This is a genomic window from Microbacterium sp. NPDC089321 (assembly GCF_040684935.1).
Classification (GTDB): Bacteria; Actinomycetota; Actinomycetes; order Actinomycetales; family Microbacteriaceae; genus Microbacterium.
In genome coordinates this window covers 1,455,562-1,482,122 of sequence record NZ_JBFBGX010000001.1, presented here as the reverse complement: position 1 = coordinate 1,482,122, position 26,561 = coordinate 1,455,562, and the positions used below count along the sequence as shown (strand labels likewise).

Below are 26,561 nucleotides of genomic sequence, written 5' to 3'. Positions count from 1 at the left end.
ACCAACCTGTGACTCGTTCAGGAGCCGCACCAGGCCGTGGAAGCGCTTCCACGATCGATGCTCCTTGCACGTTCCCTGCCCGCCGTCAAGGCACAAGACGACCCCCGGGCGTGCACCTACCGTGAGGAGGGTCACGGCGCCCGAGCCGTGCGGGATCCCGGAGCTCCGATGGACACGATCGACGACGAGGCCACAGCTCCCCTCCTCGACGGGCGGTATCGACTCGACGCCTGCGTGGGCAGGGGCGGAACGTGCATGGTCTACCGCGCCCACGACACCCTGCTCCGGCGCACCGTCGCGATCAAGCTGCTTCGCGCCGATGACGAGATGGCACTCGAGTCCGAGCGCATCCACAGCGAGACGGCTCTGCTGGCATCCCTCTCGCACCCCTCGCTCGTGGCGCTGTACGACGCCAGCCTCGACCTGCCGCACCCCCGCTACCTCGTCATGGAGTACGTCGACGGGCCCACCCTCGCGACGCACCTCACCCACGGCCCGATCAGCCGACGCGAAGCCGCGGCGATCGGCCGCGACCTCGCCGATGCGCTGCGCGTCGTGCATGCGCGCGGCATCGTGCACCGTGACGTTAAGCCCTCCAACGTGCTTCTCGCCAGAGCCGAAGACGATGCCGGCTGGATCGCGAAGCTGACCGACTTCGGCATCGCCTTCCACCCCGACGAGGCGCGCCGCACATCGCCCGGGATCGCGATCGGCACCGCCGCGTACATGGCGCCGGAGCAGGTGAAGGCCGATCCCATCACCCCGGCCGCCGACATCTACTCGCTCGGGCTCGTGCTGCTCGAGTCGCTCACCGGCGAGCCCGCCTTCCCGCGCACCCGTGACGTGCAGACGGCCCTCGCGCGGCTCGTGAGCCCTCCGACCATCCCTGACGAGCTCGGTATCGAGTGGGTGCACCTCCTGAGGCGCATGACGAGCAGCGAGCCGGGCGAGCGGCCGACGGCGGCCCAGGTCGTCACCGAGGTGACGGCCATGTCGGCGGATGCCCGCGACGACACGACCGGTGTCACCACGGCTCTTCCGGCCGTCGAGATCGCCACCCCCGTCGCGCCGCTGGTCGCGGCGGCCACCACCCCGGAGACGCGTCCCAAGCGCCTCGGACGTCGGAGGACGATGGGCGTGTTCGCGGGCGCAGCCGCTGCCGCCACCGTGCTCGCCGGCGCCTGGATGGCATGGCCCGCCGGCCCCTCGCCCGTGCCGAGCGAGTCGCCCGCGCAGGTCATCGAGACTCCCTCTGCGCCGGAAGCCGTGCAGCCGGCGCCCGTGCAGACCCCCGTCGCCGAGCAGCCGGCCGAACCCGCGACTCAGACGGCCAGCACGCCGTCGGAGAAGACCGCGGCCGAGACGGTGAAGAACGACAACGCGGGGCCGGGGAAGAACTCGGGCAGCTCGTCGGACACCAACTCCGGCAAGGGGTCGGACAAGAGCGGAAGCCCGCAGGGCAAGGGCAAGGGCGGCAAGTGACGGACGCCTCCCGGCGTTCGGCGCAGACGCTCTATGGTGGTAGGCATGGCTGATTCTTCGTTCGACATCGTCTCCAAGGTCGACCACCAGGAGGCGGACAACGCTCTCAACCAGGCGCGCAAGGAGATCGAGCAGCGCTACGACTTCAAGGGCACCGGCGCCTCGATCTCGTGGAGCGGCGAGCAGATCGTCATCGTCGCCAACTCCGAGGAGCGCGTCAATGCCGTCCTCGATGTGTTCCAGACGAAGCTGATCAAGCGCGGCATCTCGCTGAAGAGCCTCGAGTCGGGTGAGCCCGTAGCGAGCGGCAAGGAGTACCGTCTGACGTCGACCCTCAAGGACGGCATCTCGAGCGAGAACGCGAAGAAGATCGGCAAGATCATCCGCGACGAGGGCCCGAAGGGCGTGAAGAGCCAGATCCAGGGCGACGAGCTGCGCGTGCAGTCGAAGAGCCGCGACGACCTCCAGGCCGTGATCGCCCTGCTCAAGGGCAGCGACCTCGACATCGACCTGCAGTTCATCAACTACCGCTGACCCCGATCGGCCTCGGCGCCGCGCTCATTCCGCGAGCGCGGCGATCAGGGCATCCACCACCTTCTGCCGGTCGACCCGACCGATCTCGGCCGCGAGACCGCCGAAGGTCGACGGGTCCCAGTCGAGGCCGAGCGCCGCGTTCGCGGCGTTCAGCACCGGCAGCAGGTGGTCGACCGCGCCGAGCGCGATCACCCCGCTCAGCAGGCGTGCCCCGCGCACCGCGCGCTGCGAGGTGCCGATCAGCTTGATCGCACCGCGGGCGTTGATGCTGTACTCGCCGGGGCAGTACTCCCCCGCCACGGCGCCGACGTGCGCATCCACGCCCATGTCTGCGAGCTCGCCCGCGAGACGCGCCGAGGTGGACGCGAACAGCGGCTGCGGATCGATTCCCTCGTCTTCGCGCACGACGAGGTCGAACACCAGGCAGGTCTCGTCGTAGGCGGCGGCTCGTCCGCCGGTGGGCCTGATCGCCGGGGCGAACCCCAGCCGGCGCGCAGCATCGGACGCTGCCGCGAACCCGGGCTGACGGCTCTCCCACCGGCTCATGGCGAGGGTCGGCAGCGGCGTGTGGATGCGCAGTGCGCGTTCGCAGGCGAGCTCGCGGGAGCCGACGGAGCGCAGCAGCGCCACGCTGTCATCGAAGGCCTTCTCAGCGACGAGAGGGGCTTCAGGGAGGTCGATTGCGGTCACAGCACCGACGATATCGAGAGGTCCGCGAATCTCCACCACTGGAAATAGCCGATCACGCGGGTAGAATCCTGGTGTTACAGGCTGTATGGGGCAGCCGGGGGACGCCGCGAGGCGTATGGGGAGTGACACATGATCGACGTCGAACGACCGGCTCGAGCAGAGATCGCGACGAAGAAGCATCTGCTGGCCGAGGGACTTTTCCAACTGATCGGCGAGCGCATCGTCAGCGGGGATCTCGCGCCGGGCGCGCGGATCCGCGACAACGAGCTGGCCGCCGAGCTCTCGGTCTCGCGAACGCCCGTGCGCGAGGCGCTGCAGCGCCTCGAGCGCATAGGGCTCGTGACGATGTACCCGAGCAGATACACCGAGGTCACGTCGGTGACGCCCGAGCAGGTCGAGACGGCGCACGTCTTCGCGGCCCTGCAGGCGGGCATCATCGCCCGTCTCGCGTGCCCGCGGCTGAGCGCCGACGAGGTCGAGGTGGTGTGCGGCCTGATCCGCGCCGTACCCGCCGATCTCGCCGACGCCGCTGCGACCTCGCGCGCGCGTCACTCGGTCGTCGGATTCCTCGCCGCGCGGTCAGGCAACGCTCTGCAGCAATCGCTCGTGGGCGAGGCCAGCCTCGCGCTCTCGCGCGCGCTGAAGACTCATGAGGTGCCGGCCGAGAGGCATCCATCGGTCGCCGCCGCGTGCGCCGACCTCGAGGACGCGCTGCGGCTGGGCGATGCGGATGCCGCCGAGCAGGCCTGCCGGCGCATGTACGACGTCATCTGAGGCGCGCGCCCAGCGCCCAGCCGCGCACCCAGCGGTCGAGCCGGGCGTACGCCTCGTTGCGCGCCTCCCGTCGCGAGAGGAAGACGTCGTGCAGCGCGCCGTCGATGCGCTCGACGGTCACCGAGCTGCCCACTTTCAGCGCCGCGCGGGCGATGTCGTCGACGACGAGCACGCTGTCGGCGCTCGTGAGCTCTTCCGACCACCGAGTGGGCACGGCCGTGCGTGCCGAGAGCAGCACGCACACGGGCGCCAGGATGTGCAGACCGGCCGCGACCGCCGCATGGCCCTCGAAGATCGCGTGCAGCCATGCCGCGTGCACCGTCATCGTCTGCTCGGGGCGCCAGGCGAGATTGACCTCCATGGGGTCGTCGGGGTCGGCCACCTCGTTCTGGGCGCGGGTGTAGAAGCCCAGGTCGACCTGCGGCGCGACGTCCTTGGGCCAGAGTCGCGCCTGAAGGCCCACCATGGGAGCGATCGCGGCCCGCACGGGGCCCAGCTGGAACTCCAGCCACGGCGCGTTGAGGACGATGGCGTCGACCTGACGCGGATGCCGTGACGCCCACAGGCTGAGGATCAGGCCCCCGGTCGAATGACCGAGCAGCACGAGCCGGCGCCCATCGGTCTCGCCTCGCGCCCCCAGGGCCGCCTCGATGTCGGCGTCGTACTCGGCGAGATCCGTCACGAAGCCCGGCGTCTGCCACGACCGCAGGCTGCGGCCGTACTTCCGCAGATCGAGGGCGAAGAACCGGGCTCCCCTGTCGGTCCAGAACCGGGCGAGACGCTTCTGGAAGAAGTAGTCCGACCAGCCGTGCACGTACAGCACGTCGACGCCGGTCAGCGGGCGCGGATCGCCGCCCAGCCGCCACCAGGGCGCGGGTTCGGGCAGCGCGCGCACCACGGTCGCGAAGACCTCGCCCTCGGCATCCTCGCCCAGCGGCAGCGTGAGCTGTTCGAACCCCTCCCCGAGGATGTCGGGGATCCACTCGCCCATGCGTCGTCTCGCTCCGCTCGCTCAGCAACCCGGAAGAGGCCGGCTCACTCTCCGCGCGAGACGCGCACCATCTCGTCGCGCGGCACGAGCTTGACGCGGGCGCGCTCATGGGGCGCTCCGAGCTCGATCTCGTGCGCATCGAGACGGTGCCAGCCGTCGAGGTCGGTCCAGTGCACTCCGCGCTCGGCGAGCAGCGCCGGGATCGCGTCGTCGGACGGGTCTTCGGGCTGCCACCACGAGCCCTGGTCGTTGATCAGGTGACGCACGGTCTCCATGGCATCCGACTTGGTGTGGCCGATCAGGCCGACCGGCCCTCGCTTGATCCAGCCCGTGGCGTAGATGCCGGGCACGCGCTGGTTCGACTTGGTCTCGAGCACCTGCCCCTCGCGGTTCGGGATCACGCCGTGCTTCTTGTCGAACGGCACGCCGGGCAGCGGCGAGCCGAAGTAGCCGATCGCGCGATAGAGGGCCTGCATGGGAACCTCGCGCAGCTCGCCGGTGCCGATCGCGCCGCCGGCGCCGTCGGACTTCGTGCGCTCGTAGACGAGGGCGGCGACACGGCCGTTCTCGTCTTTCCTCACCTCGACGGGACGCGCCCAGAAGTGCAGGTGCAGACGGCGCGATGCGGTGCCGCCGGCGTTGTTGACCGAGTCGAGCTTGCGCCACGACTGCATGATGCGGTCCATCACCATCACCTGCTTGTTGCTGGTGACGGCCTGGCGCGAGGCCTCGTCGTAGTCGAAGTCCTCGTCGTAGACGACCATGTCGACGTCGCGCAGCTCGCCCAGCTCGCGGAGCTCGAGAGGCGTGAACTTGACCTGCGCTGGTCCGCGTCGGCCGAACACGTGCACGTCGGTGATGCGGCTGGCCTTGAGCCCCTGGTACACGTTCTCGGGAACCTCGGTGACGAGCAGGTCATCGGCGTGCTTGGCCAGCATGCGCGCGACGTCGAGGGCGACGTTGCCGTTGCCGATGACGCCGACGGACTCGGCGTCGAGGCTCCACTCGCGCGGGACATCCGGATGCCCGTCGAACCAGCTCACGTACTCCGCCGCGCCGAACGAGTGGTCGGCGTCGATGCCGGGGATGTCGAGCGCCGAGTCGCGCACGGCGCCGGTCGCGAAGATCACCGCGTTGTAGTGCTTCTTGAGATCGTCGAGCGTGATGTCGGTGCCGAAGCGCACGTTGCCGAACAGGCGGATGTCGCCGCGGTCGAGCACGTCGCGCAGCGCCGTGATGATGCCCTTGATTCGCGGGTGATCGGGGGCGACGCCGTAGCGGACCAGACCGTAGGGAGCGGGCAGCTGCTCGAACAGGTCGATCGAGACGTCGAACTTGCGCTCGGCCTTGAGCAGGAGGTCGGCGGCGTAGATGCCTGCCGGTCCCGCCCCGACGATGGCCAGCTTGAGCTTCGTCATGGGGTTCCTTCCGTCAGCTGCTGCGGTCAGCGAGAGTCTCCGCGAACCGGGTGAGCGCATCGCGCACCGTGCCCTTGGGCAGCGGTTCGAGCGCGGCGATCGCGTCAGCGGTCCAGGTGCGGGCGAGAGTCATGGTCTGCGCCGTGGCGTCGTTGTCGCGCAGCTCGGCGAGCGGGCCGTCGAGCACGGCGGGGTCGGCTCCCTCGGCGATGCGCGCGACGCCGTCGTCGATCCGGCGCGCGAGATCGACGTCTTCTGGGGCGGTGCTCGTCTTCAGCAGCAGCGAGGGCATGGTCGGCACGCCGGCGCGCAGGTCGGTGCCGGGCACCTTGCCCGTCTCCTCGGCGTCGGCCGACAGGTCGATCACGTCGTCGAGCAGCTGGAAGGCGACGCCCACCTTCTCGCCGTACACGCGCAGCGGCTCTTCGTACTCGGCCGGGGCGTTCGAGAAGATCGCGCCGCCCTGGGTGGCCGCGGCGATCAGCGAGCCCGTCTTGTCGGCGAGCACCTGGATGTAGAACTCGATGGGATCGTCGCCCGCCTGCGCGCCGACCGTCTCGTGCAGCTGGCCGAGCACGAGGCGCTCGAACGTGTCGGCCTGCAGCCGCATCGCCCGGTCGCCGTAGCGCGACATGATCTGGCTGGCCCGCGAGAAGAGGATGTCTCCGGTGAGGATCGCGACGTTGTTGCCCCACACCGCGTGGGCGGCGGGAACCCCGCGCCGGGTGTCGGCGCCGTCCATGACGTCATCGTGATAGAGCGAGCCGAGGTGGGTGAGCTCGAGCGCCTTGGCGACGTCGATCACGGCCTCGGTGCTGCCGTCGCCGAGCTGGGCGGTGAGCAGGGTCAGTACGGGCCGGATGCGCTTGCCGCCGGCCTCGTAGAGGTAGCGGGCGGCGGCATCGGCGATCGAGTCGGCGATCTTGACCTCTTCGGCGATGCCCGCCTCGACGAGGTCGAGACCCGCCTCGATGCGCGACGCCACGCGACGGGCGGCGGGGCCGAGGAAGATGCGGTCGCTGAAGCCGAGTCGGCTCGCCAGTCGCGTGCCCGGGGTCGCGGGGCTCGAAGTCACGTGATCAAGCCTACCCGCGTGCGGAGACCCGACGGCACGGCCGCCGCGCAGGTTCGGCCCGACCGCGCGCGGAAGCCAGGCGGCAGGGCGTCGACTCCGAGCCGGCTCATGCGAGCGCGTCGACGAGCGGCCGGAACTTCACGCGCGTCTCGAGCAGCTCGGACTCGGGTTCGCTGCCCGAGACGATGCCGGCCCCGGCGTAGGCCGTGACGCGGCGCGCTCCGGATGCCCCGTCCGGGGCGTCGCCGAACTGCGCGCAGCGCAGCGCGATCGCCCATTCGCCATCGCCGGCGGCATCGATCCAGCCGACCGGACCGGCGTATCGCCCGCGATCGAAGGGCTCGATGCGGCGAATGGCGGCGATCGCGGCATCCGTGGGCGTGCCGGCGACGGCCGCCGTCGGGTGCATCGCCCCGACGAGGTCGAGCGACGAGGCGCCGTCGCTCAGCCGGCCGGCGACATCGGTCGCGAGGTGGAAGAGATTGGGCAGCTCGAGCACGAAGGGCTCGGCGTCGGCGTCGAGCGCGCTGGTGTGCGGTCGGAGCGAGGCGAGCACGCTCTGCACGGCGTAGCGGTGCTCGTCGAGGTCCTTGCTGCTCGCTGCGAGCGCCGCGGAGGCCGCCTGGTCTTCGGCCGGGTCGGCGCCGCGCGCCGCGGTGCCCGCGAGCACCCGCGCCGTGACGGCGCGCTCGTGCGAGGTGACGAGGGTCTCGGGGCTGGCGCCGATCAGGCCGTCGACGGCGAACGTCCAGGTGTCGGGGTAGCCCGTCGAGAGGGCGCGCACGAGGCGGCGCAGGTCGGCGTCGCCCGGCACGGTGCCGGTGAGGTCGCGGGCGAGCACGACCTTGCTGTACGCGCCGTCGCCGATCTCGTCGAGGGCTCGGCGCACGGCATCCTGATATCCCTGTGGCGTCTGGGCGCCCGGTCCGACACGTCCGGCCCAGTGGGGGCCGTTCGCGGCCGGCTCGGGCACGGGGGCGAAGTCGGCGGCGTCGATCGCGCGGATGCGCGTGATCCAGCTGCGTCCGTCGCGCAGGCCGATGACGGTCTGCGGCACGATCAGCACGCTGGCGGCGGCGGATCGCTCGTCGAACGTCAACGCACCGAAGCCAACCAGGCCGGTGCCGGGGATGCCGACCTGGTCATCGACCTCCGCATGGGCCGCGAGCTCTCGCCAGGCGGCGGCGAGCTGTGCGCTGCGCAGACCGCCGTCGCCGGAGTCGACGCCGATCTCGGCGGCGATCCCGTCGCCTGCGGCCACGATCCCCTCGCCGCGGCGCAGCCAGGCCAGCGGCCGGAGGGCGGAGGTGTGTGCCAGCAGATCGTCGACGGGTGGGATCTCGCGGGTCTGCGCGACCAGGCGGATGCTGCTCACGCGTCCAGCCTACGGGTTCGCGGCGACGCGCGGACGCCCCTGACCGACCTCAGCGGTCGAGCCCGAGGGCGATGAGACGGTCGAGCCACGGGTCGGCGGTGGCGTCGTCGAACGGCCCGCTCTGCGCGCGCACCCGCTCTTCGAGCTCGAGTGCGCGCGCCTCGAGGTGGGACATCACGTCGGCCGGATACCCGTAGCGGATGCTGTGCTCGGCCCACTCGTCGCGGTCGTCGACGTAGGTGCCCTGCTCGTTGAGCCGGCGCACGACATCGAGGTCCATGTCGATCGCGGTCGACAGCAGCGGATCGTCGGTCCAGCGCACGTCCCACGCGAGGTCGATGTAGATGCGCAGCCCGCGCGGATGTCCGCGGTGCACGGTGAGCGCGTAGTCCTCGTCATCGCGCGGGATCAGCGTGACGTTCGGCGACTCGGCGACGAAGTCCGCGCCGGGGCGGTGGCTGCGCCATCCGACGGGCTGCCCGACCCAGTCGCCCCATACATCCGCGCCGAGGTAGACGATGTCGCTGACCCAGTGCGGCGAGCCGTCCCACTTCCGCCACTTCATCACCATCGGAGTGCCGGGTTCGGGTCGATTCGCATTCACCCGGCGAGTCTATGCGGCACCGCCGCGCGACACCTGGCGCGGAGATGTGCGCTTCGCGCGGGCCGAATCCCCGCATCCGTCCGCGCGAAGCGCACATTCCCGCGCGAAGCGCACAGCATCCCACCGCTTTAGGATCGAAGCATGGAGCCGAACCGCGCCGATCTCGGCAAGAACCCCTCGCACGTCAGCGGCATGTTCGACCAGGTCGCGAAGGGCTACGACCGCACGAACACCGTCATGACCCTCGGCAACGACGCGCTGTGGCGCGCAGCCACGACCCGCGCGGTCGCGCCGAAGCGGGGCGAGCGGATCCTCGATCTGGCCGCGGGCACGGCATCCTCCTCCGCGTCTCTCGCCGCGAGCGGAGCGCAGGTCGTCGCCGCCGACTTCTCTCCCGGGATGCTGGCCGAGGGCCGCCGCAGGCACGGGCACCTCCCCAACATCACCTTCGTCGAGGCGGACGCCACGGATCTGCCCTTCTCGGATGACGAGTTCGACGCGGTCACGATGTCGTACGGACTGCGCAACGTGCAGGATCCCAAGAAGGCGCTGCGCGAGCTGCTGCGCGTCACCAAGCCCGGCGGACGCGTCGTGATCAACGAGTTCTCGACCCCGCCGGGGCGCTTCTTCCGCGGGTTCTACAACTTCTACAACGCCCAGGTGCTGCCGCGCGTCGCCCGTCTGGCCGGCACGAACGGCGACGCCTACGACTACCTCAACGAGTCGATCCGCGACTGGCCCGACCAGCGCACGCTCTCCGCGTGGCTGCGCGAGGCGGGCTGGACCGACGTCGAGTACCGCAACCTGTCGTTCGGCATCGTCGCGCTGCACCGCGCCCGCAAGCCCCTCTGATCCCGACCGCCGGCGCTCAGCTGGCGGCGAGGCGCTTCTTCTCGGCCTCGACGTCGAAGTCGGCGGCCGGCCACTGCGGGTCGATGTCCTCCAGCGCGTCGATGAGCAGCTCCTGCACCGCCAGCCGCGCGTACCACTTGCGGTTCGCCGGCACGACGTACCACGGCGCCTCGGGCGTGGAGGTGCGCTCGAACACGGTCTGATATGCGCCCATGTAGTCGTCCCAGCGCATGCGCTCGTCGACGTCGCCCGGGTTGTACTTCCAGTGCTTGTCCGGCCGCTCGAGGCGCTCGGCCAGGCGATCCTTCTGCTCGTCGCGCGAGATGTGCAGCATGACCTTGACGATGCGGGTTCCGGATGCCGCGATGCGGCGCTCGAAGTCGACGATGGCGTCATAGCGGCGCTCGATCTCGGCCTCGTCGGCGAGGCCGCGCACGCGCCCGATCAGCACGTCCTCGTAGTGCGAGCGGTCGAAGACGCCGATCATCCCGGGGCCGGGGAGGCGCTTCTCGACGCGCCAGAGGAAGTCGTGCGCCAGCTCCTCCTCCGTGGGGGCCTTGAATGCCGCGAAGTCGACGCCCTGCGGATCGACGCCGCCCACCACGTGCCGCACGATGCCGCCCTTGCCCGCGGTGTCCATCGCCTGCAGCACGAGCAGCACGGCATCGTGGCCGTCGCCGATGCGGCTGGCGGCGAACAGGCGCTCCTGCAGCTCGTCGAGCCGCTGCTCGCGGGCGTCGAGCAGGGCGGTTCCGGTGGTCTTGTCTCCGTCGAAACCGGGATGCGAGCCCGCGTCGACGTCGGAGAGCGAGAAGCCCTCGCCCACCCTGAGCAGCTCTGCCGGTTCGGTCGTCCATGCGTGCGTCGCCATGCAGACATCATGCCCGCCTGCGGGCCGAGGGGCGAGTGCCGTGCGCCGAGCGCGCGTCGGCGAGACGCAGTGTCGGTGGTCTCCCCCACAATCGGATTCATGGACACCATCGTTCTGGTCATCGTCGTCGCCGTCATCGCCGCGGCGCTCGGGTTCGTGCTCGGCGCGCAGCGCGGTCGGTCGGCCGATGCCGCGAAGCTGGCCGAGGCGACGGCCGCCCGCCTTCGGGCCGATGCGCTCGAACGGGATGCCGAGGCGCTGCGCGCCGACACGGCCGCCCGGCTGCAGGAGGAACGGGCTCTGGGCGATCGGCGAGTCGCCGAGGCACGACAGCAGGGCGAGGCGGCGGTGGCAGATGTCAGGCGCGAGGCGCGCGAGCGGCTCGAGCACGAGCGCGCCGAGCATGTGCGGCGGCTGGCCGAGGTGCGCGACGAGGCGGATGCCGATGTGCGGGCCGAACGGCAGCGTGCCGCCGAGCGTCTCGACGAGCTGAAGGCCGACCAGAAGCGCCTCGCAGACGAGTTCGATGCGCTGAGCAGGCGGGCGCTCGAGGCGAACACGAAGGCGTTCCTGCAGCAGGCGGAGGAGCGCCTCAAGCGCAGTCAGAGCGAGGGCGCGGCCGAGCTGCAGAAGCGGCAGGATGCCGTGCAGCAGCTCATAGATCCGATCCAGAAGACCCTCGACACGGTGAAGTCCGAGATGACGACGGCCGAGAGGTCTCGGCTCGAGGCGCATGCCGCGCTGGCCGAGCAGCTGCAGATCATGCGCCAGTCGTCTGAGACGCTCGGCTCCGAGACCCGCAACCTCGTGAACGCGCTGCGCGCGCCGCAGGTGCGCGGGCGGTGGGGCGAGCTTCAGCTGCGCCGCGTGGTCGAGGCGTCGGGCATGGTCAATCACGTCGACTTCGACGAGCAGCTGCACCACGCCACCGATGACGGCGCCCTGCGCCCCGACCTGGTCGTGCATCTGGCCGGCGACAAGCGCGTGGTCGTCGACTCGAAGGTCGCGTTCAGCGGCTACCTCGAGGCCATGGAGGCCACCGACGACACCGTGCGCACCCAGCGCCTGGCAGCGCACGCGCGCCATCTGAAGAAGCACATCGACGAGCTCGGCGCCAAGGAGTACTGGGACGTGGTGGCGGGTTCGCCCGAGTTCGTGGTGATGTTCGTGCCGGCCGAGCCCTTCCTGGCGGCCGCCCTCGATCAGGACGCCACGCTGTACGAGTATGCGTTCGAGCGCAATGTGGTGATCGCGACGCCGTCGACGCTCATCGCGCTGCTGCGCACCGTGGGGCACGCCTGGCGGCAGGATCAGCTCGCCCAGGAGGCGCAGCAGATCTTCACCGTCGGCAAAGAGCTGCACAAGCGTCTCGGCACGCTGGGCCAGCACCTCGCGAAGCTCGGTCGAAGCCTCAACTCGACCGTCGACGCCTACAACCGGTTCGCGGGGTCGCTCGATCGCAATGTCGTCACTCAGGCGCGCCGATTCAGCGCCCTGCAGGGCCTCGACGACGTGCTCACCGAGACCCAGCCGGTCGAGGCGCAGGCCGTCGCTCCCCAGAAGAGCGACCTGTACGAGCTCGAGGTCGGCGCCTCGGAGGTCTCGGCGTCCGACGAGCGCTACGCCAGCGCAGACCTCGGCGAGATCACCAGCCGGCTCGACTGAACCAGGCCCCGGGGCGTTCAGCGGTCGAGCGGAACCTCGATGAGCTGCGGGCCGGCGATCGCAGACGTCAGCGCCTGATCGAGCGCTGACCGGGTGCTCACCCGCAGGAACTCCCAGCCGTAGGCGGTGGCGAGCTCTGACAGCTGCACTCCCTGCGGCGTGTAGAACGCCCGATCGAGGTCTTCGCGCTCGGCGGAGGACGCGACCTCGAGACCGTCGAAGATCGTGCCGCCACCGTCGTTGCCGACGATCACCTGGATGCGCGGCCTCGACTCATCGGCGGGCAGCAGCAGCGCCCCGACGTCATGCAGAAGAGCGAGGTCGCCGAGCAGCACGCGGGTCACGCCGGGGGCGCCGTCGGCCTGACTGGCCAGCGCGATGCCGATGCCGGTCGCCACCGTGCCGTCGATGCCGGCGAGCCCGCGGCTGGCGTGCACGGGCACCTTCTTCCCGCCCAGCACCTGATCGGCCACGCGCACCAGGCGGGACGACCCGAACATGAGGCGGTCGTGCGGCCAGGTGGCGCGCCATACGGCATCCACCAGGATCTCCCGATCCACTCTCCTGCGCACGGCATCGAGCTCGGCGCGCACCGCGCCGAGACGCTCGGCCTTGTCTTCGGAGTGCAGGCCCTTCGGATCCGGCGCCGGGGCGCTGAGGTCGATCGCACGCGCCTGCGAGGCGGTCATCCACTCCCCCAGCCACGTGCGATCGGCCGTGCCCGGCTCGACCGCGACCGCGGGTGCCGCCTGGGTGCGTCCGTTCAGGTCGAGCGCCTCGCCGCCACCGCGCACGGCGACGACGTCGACGTCACGACGCGCGAGCAGCGCCGCGACCTCGCGGCTGAGGGTCGGATGCCCGAAGACCACGGCGCGCTCCACTCGCCCGCCGAGCGCATGATCTCGCAGCAGCTCGCGGTAGCCGTGCACGAGCAGCCGGCCGAAGCGCGCACCGCTGACGACCTCGGCGATGAGAGGCCAGCCCCCGGCGTGCGAGAGCTCTTCGGCATCCGGTCCGGCATCCGCTCCCGCGATGACCACGGTGCGAAGACCGCGCGACAGCACCACCGGCACGGCAGGCGAGCCGACGGGAGCGTCGCCCGGTACGGCCGTGACATCGCCGGCAGCCGACAGGGGCTCGCGACTGGGCAGGTTCAGGTGCACGGGACCGGCGACGCCGGGCAGGCCCGCTCCGTCGATGCCGAGCGCGGCGCGCACGGCCCGCTCGCCGAGCCCGGTCCACGCCGTACCCGCGGTCGGAACCGCAGGATCATTCCGCCCACTGTCGGCGTGCCCACTCGCGACACGCCGCGCGGCACCCGTCTCGTCCGAGATCTCCGATGCACCGGGCACCTCGGCATCGACCTGCAGCCGCACGAACGAGCCGAAGATGCCGGGCTGGATGGTCGCCTGGTTCGCGCCGACGCCGCGCAGCTCGGGCGGCCGGTCGGCGGTGAGCAGCAGCAGCGGGATGCCGGAGTGGAACGCCTCCATCGTCGCCGGAAGCAGATTGCCGGCGGCCGTTCCGGAGGTGCAGAGCACGGCGACGGGTACCCGGCTCTCACGGGCGAGCCCCAGGGCGGTGAAGCCCGCCACGCGCTCGTCGATGCGCACGTGCACGCGCAGAGCACCCGTGCGCGCCAGCGAGGTCGCGGCGAGCGCGAGCGCCTGGGATCGCGACCCCGGCGAGAGCACGAGGTCTCGCACGCCGTGCGCCACGAGCTCCGCGAGAAGCGATGCGGCCGCGTCGCTCGCCGGCGAGCGGGTCACGACTTCGTGTCCGTGCCGTCGGTCTCGTCGTCGAGCCGCGCGAGCTCCTCCTCGAGCTGACGGATGCGGGCATCCTGCTCGGCCGTGCTCATGCGACGAAGCGCCGCGGGATCGTCGTCGGGCCCGGTCACGAAGTCGGTGACCTTCTCGCCGCGGCGGCGACGCCCGATCCAGAACCACAGGATGCCCCCGATCACCGGCAGCAGGATGACGATCAGCACCCAGGCGGTCTTCGAGACACCGCGGTGGCGATCGGCCGGCTGCACGCACACGTCGACGATGCTGAACACCCAGAAGATGACAGCCAGGAAACCGCCGACGATCAGGAAACGAGCCATGTTTCCAGTGTAGGTCGCCGCATCGCGGCCGGATCCGGAGAGCGGGCTCGCACAGCGGGCGCCTAAGCCCCGCTCGTAGACTGTCGGGGTGAAGCTGCCACCCCTCCTCGTCTACACCGTTCTGCGGCTGCTGGCGTTCATCGTACCCCTGGGGATCCTGTGGCTGTTCCCCGTCTTCCGCGAGTACTGGTGGCTGGCCGCGCTGTTCGCCGCGCTCATCGGCATGAGCATCTCGCTGCTGTTCCTGCGGGCGCCGCTGTCTCAGGCATCCCGCGACCTCTATGCGAAGCGCAACCGTGACCGGGGTCCCTCCGACGAAGACGCAGAGGACCAGGTCTCCGGCCAGTGACCCGCGCGGCGCTCAGCGCCGGAAGGTGACGTGCGTGACTCCGCTCTCGGCGACCTCGCTGCTGATCGCGTAGTCGTTCTCGATGCCGCGCAGGTCGTCCCAGATGCGCTCGCCCCGCCCGAGCACGATCGGCGCCACCGCGAGATGCAGCCGGTCGACCAGCCCCGCCTTCAGGAACTGCCGCACCACGTCTATGCCGCCCCCGATGCGCACGTCGGCATCGCCCGCGAGCTCGCGGGCACGCGCGAGCGCGTCGTGGGGCGTCGCGTCGATGAAGTGGAAGACCGTGCCGTTGTCGAACTCGATCGACGGTCGCGGCGCGCGGGTGAGCACGAGCACGGGCACCTCGAACGGGGGTTCGTCGCCCCACCAGCCGCGCCAGCCCGGGTCGTCGCCGAACAGGTGCAGGCCGAACATGCCTGCGCCCATGATCTCGGCACCGGTGCCCTCGAAGTAGGCGCTCGCGTACTTCTCGTCGACACCCGTGGTGCCGGCCCCCGAGGTGTCGCCGAGCACCTTCTCGCGCATGGTGCGGGTGCCGACGTACGCGGCGGTCAGGCGCGTCCAGTCATCGCCCATCGGGTTCTCGGGGGTCTGATCGGTCGTCGTCGCGAAACCGTCGAGCGAGATGTTGAGGTCGATCTTCACGGTCATGGTCGTCTCCTCTCAGCCGGCGGATGCCGGATTGCCGGCCTTGCCGTCGAGCCAGAGCGTGTCCGTCTGATCGGCGTGCGCCCCATCGGTGCCGACGTGCTTCGCGCTGATCTGCGGTCCTTTGGTGATCACGTGCACGAGCGCCATGCCGTAGCCGCGCGACAGGTCGTAGTCGGCCTTCAGCCATTCGAGGATCGGGGTCGCCTTGGTGCCGGGGCCGAAACCCTTCTGCGACGCGAGCTCGATGAACTGTCTGGGGGTCAGCCCCGTCTTGGTCTCGATGTTGTCGAGGTATGCCTGAAACGACATGCTGCTCCTTATTCGAGGTCTGTCTGGATGATGACTGCCGAGGCGTGGATGCCGATCAGGCGCATCCGCCCGTCGCCGGTGTTGGTGAACCGGTGCGGAACGAAGGCCGGGCCGGTGACCGTGTCGCCGGCCGTGGCGGTGATGCGCCTGTCGGCGACGACGAAGGTCGCCTCGCCTTCGAGCACCACCCAGGTCTCAGGATAGGGATGCCAGTGCAGCCCTGAGCCCTCCCCCGGCCGGTTGTCGACGAAGAAGTACGAGACGGCCGCGCCGTGCTCGACGCCCTCGAAGCGGCGGGTTCGTCGGCTGCCGATGACGAGCTGCTCGGCGGCGACGAGCGTCGGCTCGGCGAGTGTGTCGATCATGATGCCTCCTCGGTGTGTGCCGCTCACTCTTACGCCGCCGACACCGAGCCTCTAGAGTTTCGACGTGGATCGAAACACACGCCCATCCGGGGCGCCGCCCGAGGGGGTGGAGCACCCCGAGCATCGGGTCGACTTCCACCTGAGCCCGGGTGACATCCAGGCCGTGCGCTTCGGCATCTCGCCCGGCCATGAGCTCGCCCATGCGGTTCGCATCCTCCTTCGACCGCAGCAGCACCCGCTGCAGTGGGGATGGCTGCGCAGCGTGCGCGAGAATCTGCCGCGCGAGCCGTTCGCGCTGCTGACGCAGGTGATCGGCGCGGACGGATACATGCCCGACTTCCTCACGACCGACCCGCGGTGGGATCTGACGCCGGCCGATGAGCTCGCCGCTCTGCGCGTCGCGGCGATCTCCGGCATCCGGATCGATCTGGCGAAGATGGTGCTGCGGTCGTCAGGCGAGCGGCGGGCGGCGCTGCGGCGCATGCACGCCGAGCCCGAGCGTGCGAGAGCGCTGATCGCCGACGCCTGGGAGCAGGTGTGGGATGCCGCACTGTCGCCCGTCTGGCCCCAGCTGGAGCGGCTGCTGCGTGCCGACATCGCGGTGCGAGCCCGCACGATCGCCACCGGCGGGATCGCCGCGATGGCCGGCGGACTGCACCGCACCGTGCGCTGGAGCGACGGCGCCGTGCGCGTGCAGCTGCGCCGTCACAGCGAAGACGTCGACTGCCGCGGCGGCGGACTCGTGCTCGTCCCGTCGGTGATGTCGTCGTGGGGATGCATGGTCATCACCGAGCCGCCCGCGCAGCCCGCCCTGTTCTATCCGGCTCGCGGCGTGACGGCGGGCTGGGCGCGGGATGCCGCCAACCTGGCTGACGCGCTCGGCGCGCTGCTCGGGCCGGTGCGCGCCGGGATCCTGCTGCACGCCCATGACGCGCGGACGACGTCGCAGGTCGCCGCGGATGCCGGCATCGCGGTGTCGACCGCCTCGCATCACCTCACGGTGCTGCGCGCCGCAGGACTGATCGCGAGCTCGCGCGAGGGCAACCGGATGCTGCATCTGCGCACCCCGCTGGGTGAGGCGCTCGTCGGCGCCGCCCTCTGACCCCGCGAACGGGTCGCACCGGACGACGTCAGCCGACGAGTGCCCAGTAGACGAGACCCGCGTAGGCGAGCGCCGTCAGCGAGGTGAGTGCGAGCGCCGTGACGAGCTCGCGCGGACGCCGGTACGACCAGACGATCACGATCGCCACGAGACCCGACAGCAGGGCGAGCATCGCCAGCCACGCGATCGGGTACAGCAGGGCGATCCACGCGGCGAGCGCGAACGGGATCAGCACGAACAGCGTGAACATCACCTGGGTCGCGCGTCTGCCGATCAGCACCGAGAGGGTGCGCTTGCCGACCGCGCGGTCCTGGTCGATGTCGCGCAGGTTGTTGGCGAGCAGCACGGCGCACGCGAAGAGACCGGCCGCGACCGCGACGATCCATGCGACGGTCGGCAGCTGCTGCACCTGCACCCAGGTGGTGCCGAGGGTCGCGACGAGTCCGAAGAACACGAAGACGAAGAGCTCGCCCATGGCGTTGTAGCCGTACGGGCGCTTGCCGCCGGTGTAGAACCAGGCGGCGACGATGCAGAGGGCGCCGAGCGCCAGCATCCACCACTGCTGCGATCGGACGACGATCGCGAGGCCGACCACCGCGGCCAGGGCGAAGAAGACGAGGGCGACCATGAGCACCCGCTTCGCGGGCACTCGGCCCGACGCGGTCAGTCGGGCGGGACCGACGCGCTCGGCATCGGTGCCCCGGATGCCGTCGCTGTAGTCATTGGCGAAATTGACGCCGATCTGCAGCAGCACCGCCACAGCGAGGCAGGCGAGCGCGATGACCCAATGGAAGAGGTGGTCGACGGTCTGCGCGGCTCCTGTGCCGAGCACGACCGGGGCGACCGCCAGCGGCAGCGTGCGCAGACGCGCCGCGCCGATCCAGTCCTTCGCGGTCACCGGCTCGAGGGCGAGTGCCGGGCGCTTCGCCGGGTTGCCGCTGGTGCGGCGCCGCTGCTGCGGGGCGCGCTTCTTCGTCTTCTTGGAGGAACCTGCCACGCGAGGAATCCTACTGGCCGCCTCGATGCGGGCCCTGGCCGTCCGAGAGCGTCAGACCGGCGTGACGATGGGCCGGCGCTCGTAGAAGGTCTGCAGCACGACCGTCGTGCGGGTGCGCACGTTGGCCGCGATCCGGATGTCGCGGACGAGCTGCTCGAGGGCACGCGGCGACGCCACGCGCACGAAGAGCATGTAGGCGGCATCGCCCGCGATCGAATGGCACGCCTCGATGGCACTGAGGTGCTCGAGCATCTCGGGTGCGTTGTCGGGCTGAGCCGGATCGAGCGGCGTGATCTCGATGAAGGCCGACAGCGGCGCTCCCACCTGCTCGGGGTCGAGCACCGCCTGGTAGCCCGCGATCACGCCCCGCGACTCGAGCCGTTTGAGCCGGGACTGCACGGCGGAGGTCGACAGCCCCACCGTCTCCGACAGCTGCGCCAGGGTGGCGCGCCCGTCACGGGAGATGGCAGCCAGGATCGCGTGGTCGACAGGGTCATCCATAGATGGAATAATAGAGGTCAAATGCATTCGTGACCGGAAAATTTCCGGCAATCTCTACGATCGGAGGGTTCGATGTCCATCATCACCAGCGCCACCCACAGCATCATCGGCGAGCCCGAGGTCGTGGAGGACGCATCGACCGCCGAGCACAGCGCCGCCTGGAAGCAGCTCAAGGACGCGGCGATCGCCATCCGCCCGACGCAGATCAAGGACGGCTCGATCCCCGACGCCAGCGACCGCGAGGCCGCCGCCGGTCACGTCGCGGCGATCATCGCCGGCATCCGGGCCCTCGCCCCCGCCTTCCCGCACGACGCGGCCTACCTCGACGCGCTCGTCGTCGACTTCCAGCGCTGGGCCGACGAGGGCTTCGGCGTGCCCGACTTCCTCGACTCGCTGGTCGCCTTCCAGCCCCAGCAGCACCGCATCGACGGCATCCGTCACCTGGTCGTCTTCCCGATGTACACGCAGAACGGCTCGAGCGACCGCCTCGTCGAGGCTCTGATCGTCGAGACCATCTGGCCCGAGTTCATCGCCGAGCTCGAAGCCGGCGAGTACGGCAACAAGCTGTTCGTCTCGCTGCGGCTGGTCGACTTCACCCCCGGCTACGACACCAACTCGGCCGTGCTGTTCCCCGAGACCGTCGCGATGCGCGAGATCCCCTCGTTCACCTGGGGCGCCATCTTCCAGGACCGCGAGGCGGCCCGGTACCGCCGTGTCGTGCGCGCCGCATCCGAGATCACCAACCTCGACCTGCCCGAGCGCGCCAAGGCGATGCTCGACGACCAGCAGATGACCGAGAAGACGTTCGTGATGTGGGACATCATCCACGACCGCACGCACATGCGCGGCGACCTGCCGTTCGACCCGTTCATGATCAAGCAGCGCATGCCGTTCTTCCTCTACTCGCTCGAGGAGATGCGCTGCGACATGACGGCGTTCCGCGAGTCGGTCAAGATCGAGCGCGCGTTCGACGCCCGCATCGCGGCCGGTGAGACCCTCACCGAGTCGGAGCAGGAGATGCACGACTACGCGCACCTCGTGCAGTACGCGGTGATCTTCGACCGCATCTTCCGCTTTGCGATCACCGGCAACCGCGTGCGCAACTACGACGCGGTCGGCGGACAGCTGCTCTTCGCATGGCTGCACCAGCACGGCGTGCTGCATTGGACCGACACGGCTCTCGCCTTCGACTGGGACAACGTGCCCGACGCGGTCGTCGCCCTCGGCGACGCGATCGACGACCTGTACTGGCACTCGATCGACCGGCCGAAGGTCGCCCACTGGCTCGCCGCCTACGAGCTCGTGCGCGGCACCCTGACGCCGCACCCGGCTTCGCAGTGGGCTCGCGGCCTGTCGGACGAGATCCTCGCCGGCGCGCCCAAGGGCTACACCGACGCCGTGATGGATGACGAGTTCCCGCTGTCGATGTTCTTCGAGACCCTCGACAAGAAGATGAAGCCGGTCATCGAGTCGACCGTCGGAATCCGCGGCACCGACAACTGACGCACACCTCGTCGCATCTGCAGGTCTGAAGGACGATCCTCTGCGGATCGTCCTTCAGGTCTGCATCCGTCCTTGATCGCCACCGTCAGGAGCACCGCATGAGCATCAACCGCACCGTCGTCCTCGCCGGAGCCACCAGCGAGGCGGGCCTTGCCGCCGCCGCCGCACTGATCGACGCCGGCGCGCGGGTGATCGCCACGGGCCGGTCGGAAGAGCGGCTGGCTGCGCTGAGGGATGCCGGGGCGCAGACCGAGATCGCCGATGCCACCTCGCTCGCCGACATGCAGGCGCTGGCCGAGAGGCTCGGTCGGATCGACGCGGTGATCCCGCTGGTCGGCGGCTGGCGAGGAGGCGGCGGACTGGCAGGGCAGAGCGACGAGGACTTCGCCGCGCTGCTGCCCGCGCTGCAGGCGGTGCGCGCGACGAGTCGCGCCTTCGACGCCGCCATCAGGGCATCGGATGCCGGTCGCTTCGCGATCGTGTCGTCGACAGTGGTCACGCGCCCGCTCGCGGGCGGGGCGAATTACGCGGCCATGAAGGCCGCGAGCGAGGCATGGACGCGCGCGGTCGCGCAGGGCTACGCGAAGGCTGCTCGGGATGCCGGTGCCGACCTGCGCGCGGCAGCCGTCATCTTCCGCGCCCAGGGCGGTCTGCAGGCCGACGCCCTCGCGCGAGCGGCGGTCGAGCTGTGGGATCAGGATGCCGTGGCGCTCAACGACACGGTGGTCACGCTGGGCTGAGCCCGGCCGGCAGGTGGCAGGCCGATCAGAGCTCGAGCCGCATCACCACACGCCGTACGGTCGGGCGCGACACCTCGCTGAAGCCGGAAGCCGAGAACGGGCCGACCGACCCGACGTTCAGCTCGCCCCAGGTCACCGTGCCTCCGCCGGTGAGCATCGGGTAGCCCTCGATCGCTGAGGCACCCTGCTTTCTCGCATGCTCCACGGCACCGGCGACCAGCGGGTAGGTCAGGCCACGGCCGCGATGCCCCGGCCGCACGATCACACAGGTGATCGCCCACACCGACTCGTCGTCCTTCTGCTCGGAGCGCCCCTTCCACGGCACCGGCGAATTGCGCAGCCGCGCGTACACGCTGCGCCGGTCGACCGCGCACCAGCCGACGGGTTCACCGCCCTCATAGGCGACGACGCCGATCGTCTCGTTCGTCCGCGGGTCATCGCAGCCCACCTCGCTGCGGAGCAGCGCCTTGCGCTCGTCCACCGGCATGTACCACCAGTCGCCGTCGCCGAGACGCTGCCGCTCGCACTGACACTGGCCGGCAGTGCCTGTGAGGATCTTCTGCAGGTCATCCCAGCTCGCCTCGCTGGCGGGCACGACCCGCACCTCTCCCCCGCCGGCGCTCCCGCCCGCCTGCGTCACCCGCGCCCCTCGTCGGGTTCGGGCGACGTCGCCGCCGGGTCACCGGCTGCGACATCGTCTGCATCGAGCAGGCGCGCCTGACCTCCTCGCGCCGCGACGGGGTCGAGCGCGGGGTCGACGGGCGCTCCCGGGCCGGCGTCCACCGAGTCCCCCGAACCGTCAGGCTCGGGCGCCTGAGCGTAGAGGCGGGTGAGCAGCCGGTACGAGCGCGTGAAGAACGCGAATGCGGCCGCGGCCACCATGATCAGGCCGGCGAACAGGCAGATGAGCGCGATGCCCCTGGCCTCGCCCTCGCCGAGCAGCCAGCCCCACTGCATCCGCCCCTCGTCGCCGCGCATGTACGGGATGATCAGGAACTCGGCGAGCGGCGCGATGAGGAACGCCGTGACCGGAGCAGCCGCCGCCTCCATCGCCTGCGCCATGCCGAACACCCGCCCCTGCCTGGCGTACGGCACGACCTTCTGGATCACCGTCTGCTCGGCCGCCTCGACCGGCGGCACCATCATCATGTACAGCCACATGCCGATCGCGAACAGCGGCCACCACTCACGCAGCATGAACACCGCTCCGAGGATGCCCATGCCGATCACCACGAGAAGCATGGTGCGCACCGGCCGCTTCCCCAGACCGAACTTCGCGACGAGCGCCCCGCCGATGAGGAACCCGGTCGACGCGAACGCGAGCACGATGCCCCACAGCTGCGGCGAGAACAGGGTGAGCCCGTAGGGATCCATGAGCGCCATGTAGACGCCGCCGATGAGGTTGTTGAAGGTCGAGAACACGATCAGGGCGAACAGGCCCGGCGCTTCGCGGATCGCCTTGACGCTGCCGTGGAAGTCGAGCGCGCTCGGGGCGTCGGGGTCGCGCTGCGGCGCCTCTTCCGGTATGCGGATGAAGAGCAGGTGCGCGAACGTCAGCCCCATCGCGACGATGGAGATGACCAGGGTCCACCCCATGCCGAGGAAGCCGATCGACAGGCCCGAGAACACGCTGGTGATCAGGAACGCGATGCCCTGCACCGTGCCGACGAGACCGTTGGCGTTGGCGTGCTTCTCTTCGGGGATCAGCAGCGTGACGGTCGTCGACAGGGCGATGCTGCGCAGCTGCTCGATCACGCCGCCGACGAGGATGATCAGCGCGAACGCCCAGAACCACGGACCGCTGATGTCGAGCAGCGCCGACTCAGGCTGCCAGAGGTAGAGCAGCCCTGCTGCCCCGAACGCCACCGCCGAGACGACGCTCGAGATCACCATCACGGTGTGCTTGCGGTAGCGGTCGACGATGGTGCCGAACACCATCGAGAAGAACGCGATGAGCAGCATGTACGCGCCGCCGATGACGCCGGTGGCGAGCACCGACTTCGTCTCGATGTACACCCAGAACGTCAGCGCGAACCAGAGGAAGCTGGTCGTCACGTTGGCGATCAGCGTGTTCACGAGCACATTCGCGAACGCCCTCGTCTTCGCAGTTGCGGTCACGGGTTCGAGGGTAATCTCGGCCACCGACATCCGACAGGGCCGGACGCGAGAATCCGGGCATCCGCCGCCTCGTAGAATCGGACGGTGAGCACTCTGCATGACACCGCCGTCCGCGGCTTCGCATCCGACAACTACTCCGGCATCCACCCCGAGGTGCTGGCCGCGATCGCGGCGGCCAACGACGGCCACCAGATCGCGTACGGCGAAGACCAGTACACCGGGCGCCTGCAGGAGGTCTTCCGCGGCCACTTCGGCGACAGCGCGCAGGCCTTCCCCGTCTTCAACGGCACCGGCGCGAACGTCACCGGGCTGCAGTCGATGCTCCCCCGCTGGGGCGCCGTGATCTCGGCATCCACCGCCCACATCAACGTCGACGAGGGCGGCGCTCCCGAGCGCATCGGCGGCTTCAAGCTGCTCACCGTGCCCGCCGACGACGGCAAGCTGACCCCCGAGCTCGTCGACCGCGAGGCCTGGGGCTGGGGAGACGAGCACCGGGCGCAGCCGCTGGTCGTCTCGATCACCCAGTCGACCGAGCTCGGCACCCTCTACACGGTCGACGAGATCGCCGCCCTCGCCGAGCACGCGCACGAGCGCGGCATGAAGCTGCACCTCGACGGCGCCCGCATCTCGAACGCCGCCGCAGCCCTCGACGTGCCGCTGCGCGCCTTCACCACCGACGTCGGCGTCGACGTGCTCAGCTTCGGCGGCACGAAGAACGGCGCGATGCTCGGCGAGGCGATCGTCGTGCTGAACCCCGACGCCGCCGAGGGCCTGCTGTACAGCCGCAAGTACAACATGCAGCTGTCGTCGAAGATGCGCTTCGTCTCGGCCCAGCTGATCGCCCTGCTCGAAGGCGACCTGTGGCTGCGAAACGCCCGTCACTCGAACGCGATGGCCCAGCGCCTGCGCGCCGAGGTCGAGCAGGGGCTCGCCGACGGCAGCATCCGCGGCGTCGACTTCACCCAGCCCACCCAGTCGAACGGCGTGTTCGCGACCCTGCCCGACGGCGTCGCCGACAGGCTGCGCGAGAAGTTCCGCTTCTACGACTGGGATGCCGCGCGCAACGAGGTGCGCTGGATGTGCTCGTTCGACACGCAGGAGTCCGACGTCGACGCCTTCGTCGCCGAGCTGTCGCGCCTGACGACCGCCTGACACCGCCTCAGGTCAGCGCGCGGACTCCGCCAGCCACTCGGCATCCGCGCCTCGGTGATCGTCGGCGACGAACTCGTCGGGGATGCTCTCGAGGATGCGGTGCCAGGACTCGGCTCGCGCGACGGCGGCGAGGCGGTTCGCCGCCGTCAGCGCCGCGCGCAGCTCGGCCATCGGCGCGAGATCGCTCCACACCTCGAGCGCGGCGTCGGCGATCGCCAGCACGCGCGGGTCGCTCTCGGATGCGTGGATCGAGTTCGCGTAGACCGCGAGCGGCACACGAAGGGCGGCGAGCGGGCTGGATGCCACGGCATCGCCGAAATCGAAGAAGCGCGCTCCGTGGTCGCCGACGAAGGCGTTCGCATCGTGCAGGTCGTTGTGGTCCAGGGCGAGCGGCAGACCGAGGGCCGCGAGCTGGTCGCCGGCTGCGCCGACGACGTCGACCGCCGCATCGACGCCGGCGCGGAACTCGTCGGGGATGCGCCACTCGTCACGAGCGCGGACGATGTGGTCCCGGATGCCCGCGGGATCGAGCACGGTGAGACGCATGTCGTCGAGCACCGGCACCGATGTGCGGGCCAGCAGCATCGCGTCGTGCAGCAGCGTCTCCCACCCCACCGCGGCGCCGTCGGCGAGCGCCTCTCGCCAGGTTCGACCGGCGTCGGCGGTGAGCAGCAGGTCGCGCTGCTCATCCAGGGCCACCGGCTCGACGATGAAATCGGGGGCTATACGGGACAGCACCGAGACGATGCGCGCCTCCTGCTGCTGCCCAGGGCAGTTCTGCTTGGCGTAGAAGGTGCCGTTCTCGGCATCCACCCGCCAGACGCCCGACCACGGGCGGTCCTTGACCCGCACGAGTGCTCGCACCGCACCGGTGTGCGGTGTGATCCACTCACGCAGCTCGCGCTCGAACGCCTCGCTCTGCCAGACCTCGGGCGTCCAGCTCATCTCAGCGCAGCAGGCCCAGGTGCGCGAGGGCCTGGCGGATGAGGGTTCCCCGTCCGCCCTCGAGATCGGCCGCGAGAGAATCCGACGCCGCCTCCTCGGGCGAGAACCAGGTGACCTCGAGCGCGTCCTGTCGAGGTTCGCAGGTGCCGGTGACCGGCACGACGAAGGCCAGCGACACGGCGTGCTGACGATCGTCGTGGAACGCGCTCACGCCCGGGATCGGGAAGTACTCGGCCACTGCGAAGGGCGCGGGCGACGGCGGGAGCAGGGGGAACGCCATGGGGCCGAGGTCGTTCTCGACATGCCGGAACAGCGCGTCGCGGATCGTCTCGCCGTAGCGCACCCGGCCCGAGACGATCGTGCGGGTGATCTCGCCGAGAGGCGTGGAGCGCAGCAGAACCCCGATCGAGGTGACCTGACCGGAGCCGTCGGTGATGACGGGGATGGCCTCGACGTAGAGCATCGGCAGACGGCGGCGGGCCTCTTCGAGCTCGATGTCGGTGAGCCAGCCGGGGTTGGCGTCGACCGGACGCGCTCCGTCGAAGCTGAAGTCGTCGTCGGGCTCGGGGCCGGGATCAGGAGTGCGCACCGCCATGGCTCATTTCTACCAGCGTCCGACTCCCCAGACGCGACGTCGGAGGCGACTGGCAGGATGTCAGCGTGACAGTCTCGATCGATTCCTCCGTGACCCTGTGGTCGCCCGAGCCGCGCGAGGGCAAGCCGCTGCTGGTGCTGCTGCACGGCTATGGCGCCGACGAGCGCGACCTGTTCGGTCTGACCCCCTACCTGCCCGACGGCATCGCGGTGGCCGCCGTCGCAGCTCCGCTCACCCCGCCCTGGCCCATGCCCGGCCGGTCGTGGTACGCGATCGATTCGCTCGACACGCGGGATGCCGCCGGCATCACCCTCGCGGCCGAAGCGCTGCTCGCCTGGCTCGCCGAAGCGACCGCCGATGCGCCCTCGGTCGCGCTGCTGGGGTTCTCTCAGGGTGCTGCCGTGTCGTTGCAGGCCCTGCGCCTCGCGCCGTCGCGGATCGACGCGGTCGTCGCGCTGAGCGGGTACGCAGCCCCCGGCGAGCTGCCGAACGACGCCGTGCTGGAGGAAGAGCGACCCCCGGTGTTCTGGGGGCGCGGCACTCACGACGACGTCATCCCCCCGGCTCTCGTCGATCACACGGCGCAATGGCTGCCGGCGCACTCCGAGCTGTCGGGGCGCGTCTACCAGGGGCTCACCCACTCGATCTCCGAGCAGGAGCTCTCGGACGTGCACGTGTTCCTCTCGCAGTGGAAGGACTCGGTCTCGAAGAAGACCGCATGACCGCGACACGCCCGGGTTGCGCGTGCGCGTCGCCCGCGGGTAAAGTCGCAGGGTCCTGTCCGCCGTATCTG

Annotated in this window: 29 protein-coding genes; 11 read left to right on the top strand and 18 right to left on the bottom strand. The window is 70.4% G+C overall.

The window, feature by feature from the left end; all coding sequences use genetic code 11:
- The first annotated feature begins 168 nt into the window (after nt 1-168).
- Both AB0N59_RS06950 and AB0N59_RS06945 read left to right on the top strand, forming a co-directional pair.
- Nucleotides 169-1,482: a protein kinase gene (locus AB0N59_RS06950; RefSeq protein WP_363480668.1), complete on the top strand. Its 1,314-nt coding sequence runs from the start codon at nt 169-171 to the stop codon at nt 1,480-1,482.
- A 45-nt stretch (nt 1,483-1,527) separates the two neighbouring features.
- Nucleotides 1,528-2,016 (top strand): YajQ family cyclic di-GMP-binding protein, encoded by a 489-nt coding sequence (locus tag AB0N59_RS06945; protein ID WP_204974461.1) that lies wholly within the window; start codon nt 1,528-1,530, stop codon nt 2,014-2,016.
- A gap of 24 nt (nt 2,017-2,040) precedes the next feature.
- Here the strand turns inward: AB0N59_RS06945 and AB0N59_RS06940 are convergent, their stop codons facing one another.
- A complete protein-coding gene (locus AB0N59_RS06940; protein WP_363480665.1) occupies nt 2,041-2,706 on the bottom strand; it encodes a lipoate--protein ligase family protein in 666 nt (221 codons plus the stop codon).
- A gap of 129 nt (nt 2,707-2,835) precedes the next feature.
- Here AB0N59_RS06940 and AB0N59_RS06935 point away from each other — a divergent pair, with 129 nt between their 5' ends.
- A complete protein-coding gene (locus tag AB0N59_RS06935) occupies nt 2,836-3,480 on the top strand; it encodes a GntR family transcriptional regulator (protein WP_363480663.1) in 645 nt (214 codons plus the stop codon).
- Here AB0N59_RS06935 and AB0N59_RS06930 read toward each other — a convergent pair.
- From AB0N59_RS06930 to AB0N59_RS06910, 5 genes are all read right to left on the bottom strand, one after another.
- Nucleotides 3,473-4,471 (bottom strand): alpha/beta hydrolase, encoded by a 999-nt coding sequence (locus AB0N59_RS06930; protein ID WP_363480660.1) that lies wholly within the window; start codon nt 4,469-4,471, stop codon nt 3,473-3,475. The two genes, AB0N59_RS06935 and AB0N59_RS06930, sit on opposite strands and share 8 nt — an antisense overlap.
- 44 nt (nt 4,472-4,515) lie before the next feature.
- Entirely contained in the window at nt 4,516-5,889 is a 1,374-nt protein-coding gene (locus AB0N59_RS06925; protein WP_363480657.1) for an FAD-dependent oxidoreductase, read from the bottom strand.
- A 13-nt stretch (nt 5,890-5,902) separates the two neighbouring features.
- Nucleotides 5,903-6,964, bottom strand: coding sequence for a polyprenyl synthetase family protein (locus tag AB0N59_RS06920; protein ID WP_363480654.1), 1,062 nt, complete (start codon nt 6,962-6,964; stop codon nt 5,903-5,905).
- Nucleotides 6,965-7,070: 106 nt separating this feature from the next.
- Entirely contained in the window at nt 7,071-8,339 is a 1,269-nt protein-coding gene (locus AB0N59_RS06915) for an isochorismate synthase (RefSeq protein WP_363480651.1), read from the bottom strand.
- Between the two features lie 49 nt (nt 8,340-8,388).
- A complete protein-coding gene (locus AB0N59_RS06910; RefSeq protein ID WP_363480648.1) occupies nt 8,389-8,943 on the bottom strand; it encodes a DUF402 domain-containing protein in 555 nt (184 codons plus the stop codon).
- Between the two features lie 141 nt (nt 8,944-9,084).
- Here AB0N59_RS06910 and ubiE point away from each other — a divergent pair, with 141 nt between their 5' ends.
- Nucleotides 9,085-9,795, top strand: coding sequence for a bifunctional demethylmenaquinone methyltransferase/2-methoxy-6-polyprenyl-1,4-benzoquinol methylase UbiE (gene ubiE / locus AB0N59_RS06905; RefSeq protein WP_363480645.1), 711 nt, complete (start codon nt 9,085-9,087; stop codon nt 9,793-9,795).
- A 16-nt stretch (nt 9,796-9,811) separates the two neighbouring features.
- On the opposite strand, the gene AB0N59_RS06900 is transcribed toward ubiE, so the two are convergent.
- Nucleotides 9,812-10,666, bottom strand: a complete 855-nt coding sequence (locus AB0N59_RS06900; RefSeq protein ID WP_363480642.1) for a polyphosphate kinase 2 family protein — start codon at nt 10,664-10,666, stop codon at nt 9,812-9,814.
- 99 nt (nt 10,667-10,765) lie between these two features.
- Between AB0N59_RS06900 and rmuC the strand changes: the two genes are divergently transcribed.
- Nucleotides 10,766-12,331 carry a DNA recombination protein RmuC gene (rmuC, locus tag AB0N59_RS06895; RefSeq protein ID WP_363480639.1) on the top strand — a complete coding sequence of 522 codons (1,566 nt, stop codon included), beginning with the start codon at nt 10,766-10,768 and terminating at the stop codon, nt 12,329-12,331.
- 17 nt (nt 12,332-12,348) lie between these two features.
- Here rmuC and AB0N59_RS06890 read toward each other — a convergent pair whose 3' ends face one another.
- Together AB0N59_RS06890 and AB0N59_RS06885 are read right to left on the bottom strand one after the other, a co-directional pair.
- Nucleotides 12,349-14,100 (bottom strand): thiamine pyrophosphate-binding protein, encoded by a 1,752-nt coding sequence (locus AB0N59_RS06890; protein WP_363480636.1) that lies wholly within the window; start codon nt 14,098-14,100, stop codon nt 12,349-12,351.
- On the bottom strand, nt 14,097-14,438 hold the full coding sequence (locus AB0N59_RS06885) for a PLDc N-terminal domain-containing protein (RefSeq protein ID WP_363480633.1): 342 nt from the start codon (nt 14,436-14,438) through the stop codon (nt 14,097-14,099). The genes AB0N59_RS06890 and AB0N59_RS06885 overlap by 4 nt, the downstream gene beginning before the upstream one ends.
- Nucleotides 14,439-14,526: 88 nt before the next feature.
- Between AB0N59_RS06885 and AB0N59_RS06880 the strand changes: the two genes are divergently transcribed.
- Nucleotides 14,527-14,787 carry a DUF4229 domain-containing protein gene (locus tag AB0N59_RS06880; protein ID WP_204974474.1) on the top strand — a complete coding sequence of 87 codons (261 nt, stop codon included), beginning with the start codon at nt 14,527-14,529 and terminating at the stop codon, nt 14,785-14,787.
- Between the two features lie 12 nt (nt 14,788-14,799).
- Here AB0N59_RS06880 and AB0N59_RS06875 read toward each other — a convergent pair whose 3' ends face one another.
- The 3 genes from AB0N59_RS06875 to AB0N59_RS06865 are packed head-to-tail and all read right to left on the bottom strand — an operon-like array spanning nt 14,800 to nt 16,115.
- The gene (locus tag AB0N59_RS06875) at nt 14,800-15,441 is read right to left on the bottom strand and encodes a dihydrofolate reductase family protein (protein ID WP_363480629.1); all 642 of its coding nucleotides are present in this window, start codon (nt 15,439-15,441) and stop codon (nt 14,800-14,802) included.
- Nucleotides 15,442-15,453: 12 nt separating this feature from the next.
- Nucleotides 15,454-15,750 (bottom strand): DUF4287 domain-containing protein, encoded by a 297-nt coding sequence (locus tag AB0N59_RS06870; protein ID WP_363480626.1) that lies wholly within the window; start codon nt 15,748-15,750, stop codon nt 15,454-15,456.
- Nucleotides 15,751-15,758: 8 nt separating this feature from the next.
- Nucleotides 15,759-16,115 carry a cupin domain-containing protein gene (locus AB0N59_RS06865; RefSeq protein WP_363480623.1) on the bottom strand — a complete coding sequence of 119 codons (357 nt, stop codon included), beginning with the start codon at nt 16,113-16,115 and terminating at the stop codon, nt 15,759-15,761.
- A 64-nt stretch (nt 16,116-16,179) separates the two neighbouring features.
- Here AB0N59_RS06865 and AB0N59_RS06860 point away from each other — a divergent pair, with 64 nt between their 5' ends.
- A complete protein-coding gene (locus AB0N59_RS06860) occupies nt 16,180-17,217 on the top strand; it encodes a DUF5937 family protein (RefSeq protein WP_363480620.1) in 1,038 nt (345 codons plus the stop codon).
- A 28-nt stretch (nt 17,218-17,245) separates the two neighbouring features.
- Here AB0N59_RS06860 and AB0N59_RS06855 read toward each other — a convergent pair whose 3' ends face one another.
- Nucleotides 17,246-18,214 (bottom strand): 1,4-dihydroxy-2-naphthoate polyprenyltransferase, encoded by a 969-nt coding sequence (locus AB0N59_RS06855; RefSeq protein ID WP_363480617.1) that lies wholly within the window; start codon nt 18,212-18,214, stop codon nt 17,246-17,248.
- A gap of 51 nt (nt 18,215-18,265) precedes the next feature.
- Nucleotides 18,266-18,715: an Lrp/AsnC family transcriptional regulator gene (locus tag AB0N59_RS06850; RefSeq protein WP_363480614.1), complete on the bottom strand. Its 450-nt coding sequence runs from the start codon at nt 18,713-18,715 to the stop codon at nt 18,266-18,268.
- A 72-nt stretch (nt 18,716-18,787) separates the two neighbouring features.
- Between AB0N59_RS06850 and AB0N59_RS06845 the strand changes: the two genes are divergently transcribed.
- Complete coding sequence (locus AB0N59_RS06845) at nt 18,788-20,218, top strand: DUF6421 family protein (protein ID WP_363480611.1); 1,431 nt, start codon at nt 18,788-18,790, stop codon at nt 20,216-20,218.
- A gap of 98 nt (nt 20,219-20,316) precedes the next feature.
- Nucleotides 20,317-20,958 carry an SDR family NAD(P)-dependent oxidoreductase gene (locus tag AB0N59_RS06840; RefSeq protein WP_363480608.1) on the top strand — a complete coding sequence of 214 codons (642 nt, stop codon included), beginning with the start codon at nt 20,317-20,319 and terminating at the stop codon, nt 20,956-20,958.
- A 25-nt stretch (nt 20,959-20,983) separates the two neighbouring features.
- Here the strand turns inward: AB0N59_RS06840 and AB0N59_RS06835 are convergent, their stop codons facing one another.
- Nucleotides 20,984-21,598: a GNAT family N-acetyltransferase gene (locus AB0N59_RS06835; protein WP_363480605.1), complete on the bottom strand. Its 615-nt coding sequence runs from the start codon at nt 21,596-21,598 to the stop codon at nt 20,984-20,986.
- Nucleotides 21,595-23,076 carry an MFS transporter gene (locus AB0N59_RS06830; protein ID WP_363480602.1) on the bottom strand — a complete coding sequence of 494 codons (1,482 nt, stop codon included), beginning with the start codon at nt 23,074-23,076 and terminating at the stop codon, nt 21,595-21,597. Before AB0N59_RS06830 ends, AB0N59_RS06835 begins: the two co-directional genes overlap by 4 nt.
- A gap of 84 nt (nt 23,077-23,160) precedes the next feature.
- On the opposite strand from AB0N59_RS06830, the gene AB0N59_RS06825 reads away from it, so the two are divergent.
- Nucleotides 23,161-24,228, top strand: coding sequence for a low specificity L-threonine aldolase (locus AB0N59_RS06825; protein WP_363480599.1), 1,068 nt, complete (start codon nt 23,161-23,163; stop codon nt 24,226-24,228).
- A gap of 12 nt (nt 24,229-24,240) precedes the next feature.
- On the opposite strand, the gene AB0N59_RS06820 is transcribed toward AB0N59_RS06825, so the two are convergent.
- Complete coding sequence (locus AB0N59_RS06820; protein WP_363480596.1) at nt 24,241-25,173, bottom strand: hypothetical protein; 933 nt, start codon at nt 25,171-25,173, stop codon at nt 24,241-24,243.
- Between the two features lies 1 nt (nt 25,174).
- Nucleotides 25,175-25,768 carry an NUDIX hydrolase family protein gene (locus tag AB0N59_RS06815; protein ID WP_363480593.1) on the bottom strand — a complete coding sequence of 198 codons (594 nt, stop codon included), beginning with the start codon at nt 25,766-25,768 and terminating at the stop codon, nt 25,175-25,177.
- A 65-nt stretch (nt 25,769-25,833) separates the two neighbouring features.
- Between AB0N59_RS06815 and AB0N59_RS06810 the strand changes: the two genes are divergently transcribed.
- Nucleotides 25,834-26,490 (top strand): alpha/beta fold hydrolase, encoded by a 657-nt coding sequence (locus tag AB0N59_RS06810; protein WP_363480590.1) that lies wholly within the window; start codon nt 25,834-25,836, stop codon nt 26,488-26,490.
- Nucleotides 26,491-26,561 lie beyond the last annotated feature (71 nt).

Coding starts and splice junctions, on each gene's coding strand:
- AB0N59_RS06950 (WP_363480668.1), top strand. CDS start 169: ATGGACACGATCGACGACGAGGCCACAGCTCCCCTCCTCGACGGGCGG.
- AB0N59_RS06945 (WP_204974461.1), top strand. CDS start 1,528: ATGGCTGATTCTTCGTTCGACATCGTCTCCAAGGTCGACCACCAGGAG.
- AB0N59_RS06935 (WP_363480663.1), top strand. CDS start 2,836: ATGATCGACGTCGAACGACCGGCTCGAGCAGAGATCGCGACGAAGAAG.
- AB0N59_RS06930 (WP_363480660.1), bottom strand. CDS start 4,471: ATGGGCGAGTGGATCCCCGACATCCTCGGGGAGGGGTTCGAACAGCTC.
- AB0N59_RS06925 (WP_363480657.1), bottom strand. CDS start 5,889: ATGACGAAGCTCAAGCTGGCCATCGTCGGGGCGGGACCGGCAGGCATC.
- ubiE (WP_363480645.1), top strand. CDS start 9,085: ATGGAGCCGAACCGCGCCGATCTCGGCAAGAACCCCTCGCACGTCAGC.
- AB0N59_RS06900 (WP_363480642.1), bottom strand. CDS start 10,666: ATGGCGACGCACGCATGGACGACCGAACCGGCAGAGCTGCTCAGGGTG.
- rmuC (WP_363480639.1), top strand. CDS start 10,766: ATGGACACCATCGTTCTGGTCATCGTCGTCGCCGTCATCGCCGCGGCG.
- AB0N59_RS06885 (WP_363480633.1), bottom strand. CDS start 14,438: ATGGCTCGTTTCCTGATCGTCGGCGGTTTCCTGGCTGTCATCTTCTGG.
- AB0N59_RS06875 (WP_363480629.1), bottom strand. CDS start 15,441: ATGACCGTGAAGATCGACCTCAACATCTCGCTCGACGGTTTCGCGACG.
- AB0N59_RS06870 (WP_363480626.1), bottom strand. CDS start 15,750: ATGTCGTTTCAGGCATACCTCGACAACATCGAGACCAAGACGGGGCTG.
- AB0N59_RS06865 (WP_363480623.1), bottom strand. CDS start 16,115: ATGATCGACACACTCGCCGAGCCGACGCTCGTCGCCGCCGAGCAGCTC.
- AB0N59_RS06850 (WP_363480614.1), bottom strand. CDS start 18,715: ATGGATGACCCTGTCGACCACGCGATCCTGGCTGCCATCTCCCGTGAC.
- AB0N59_RS06845 (WP_363480611.1), top strand. CDS start 18,788: ATGTCCATCATCACCAGCGCCACCCACAGCATCATCGGCGAGCCCGAG.
- AB0N59_RS06840 (WP_363480608.1), top strand. CDS start 20,317: ATGAGCATCAACCGCACCGTCGTCCTCGCCGGAGCCACCAGCGAGGCG.
- AB0N59_RS06820 (WP_363480596.1), bottom strand. CDS start 25,173: ATGAGCTGGACGCCCGAGGTCTGGCAGAGCGAGGCGTTCGAGCGCGAG.
- AB0N59_RS06815 (WP_363480593.1), bottom strand. CDS start 25,768: ATGGCGGTGCGCACTCCTGATCCCGGCCCCGAGCCCGACGACGACTTC.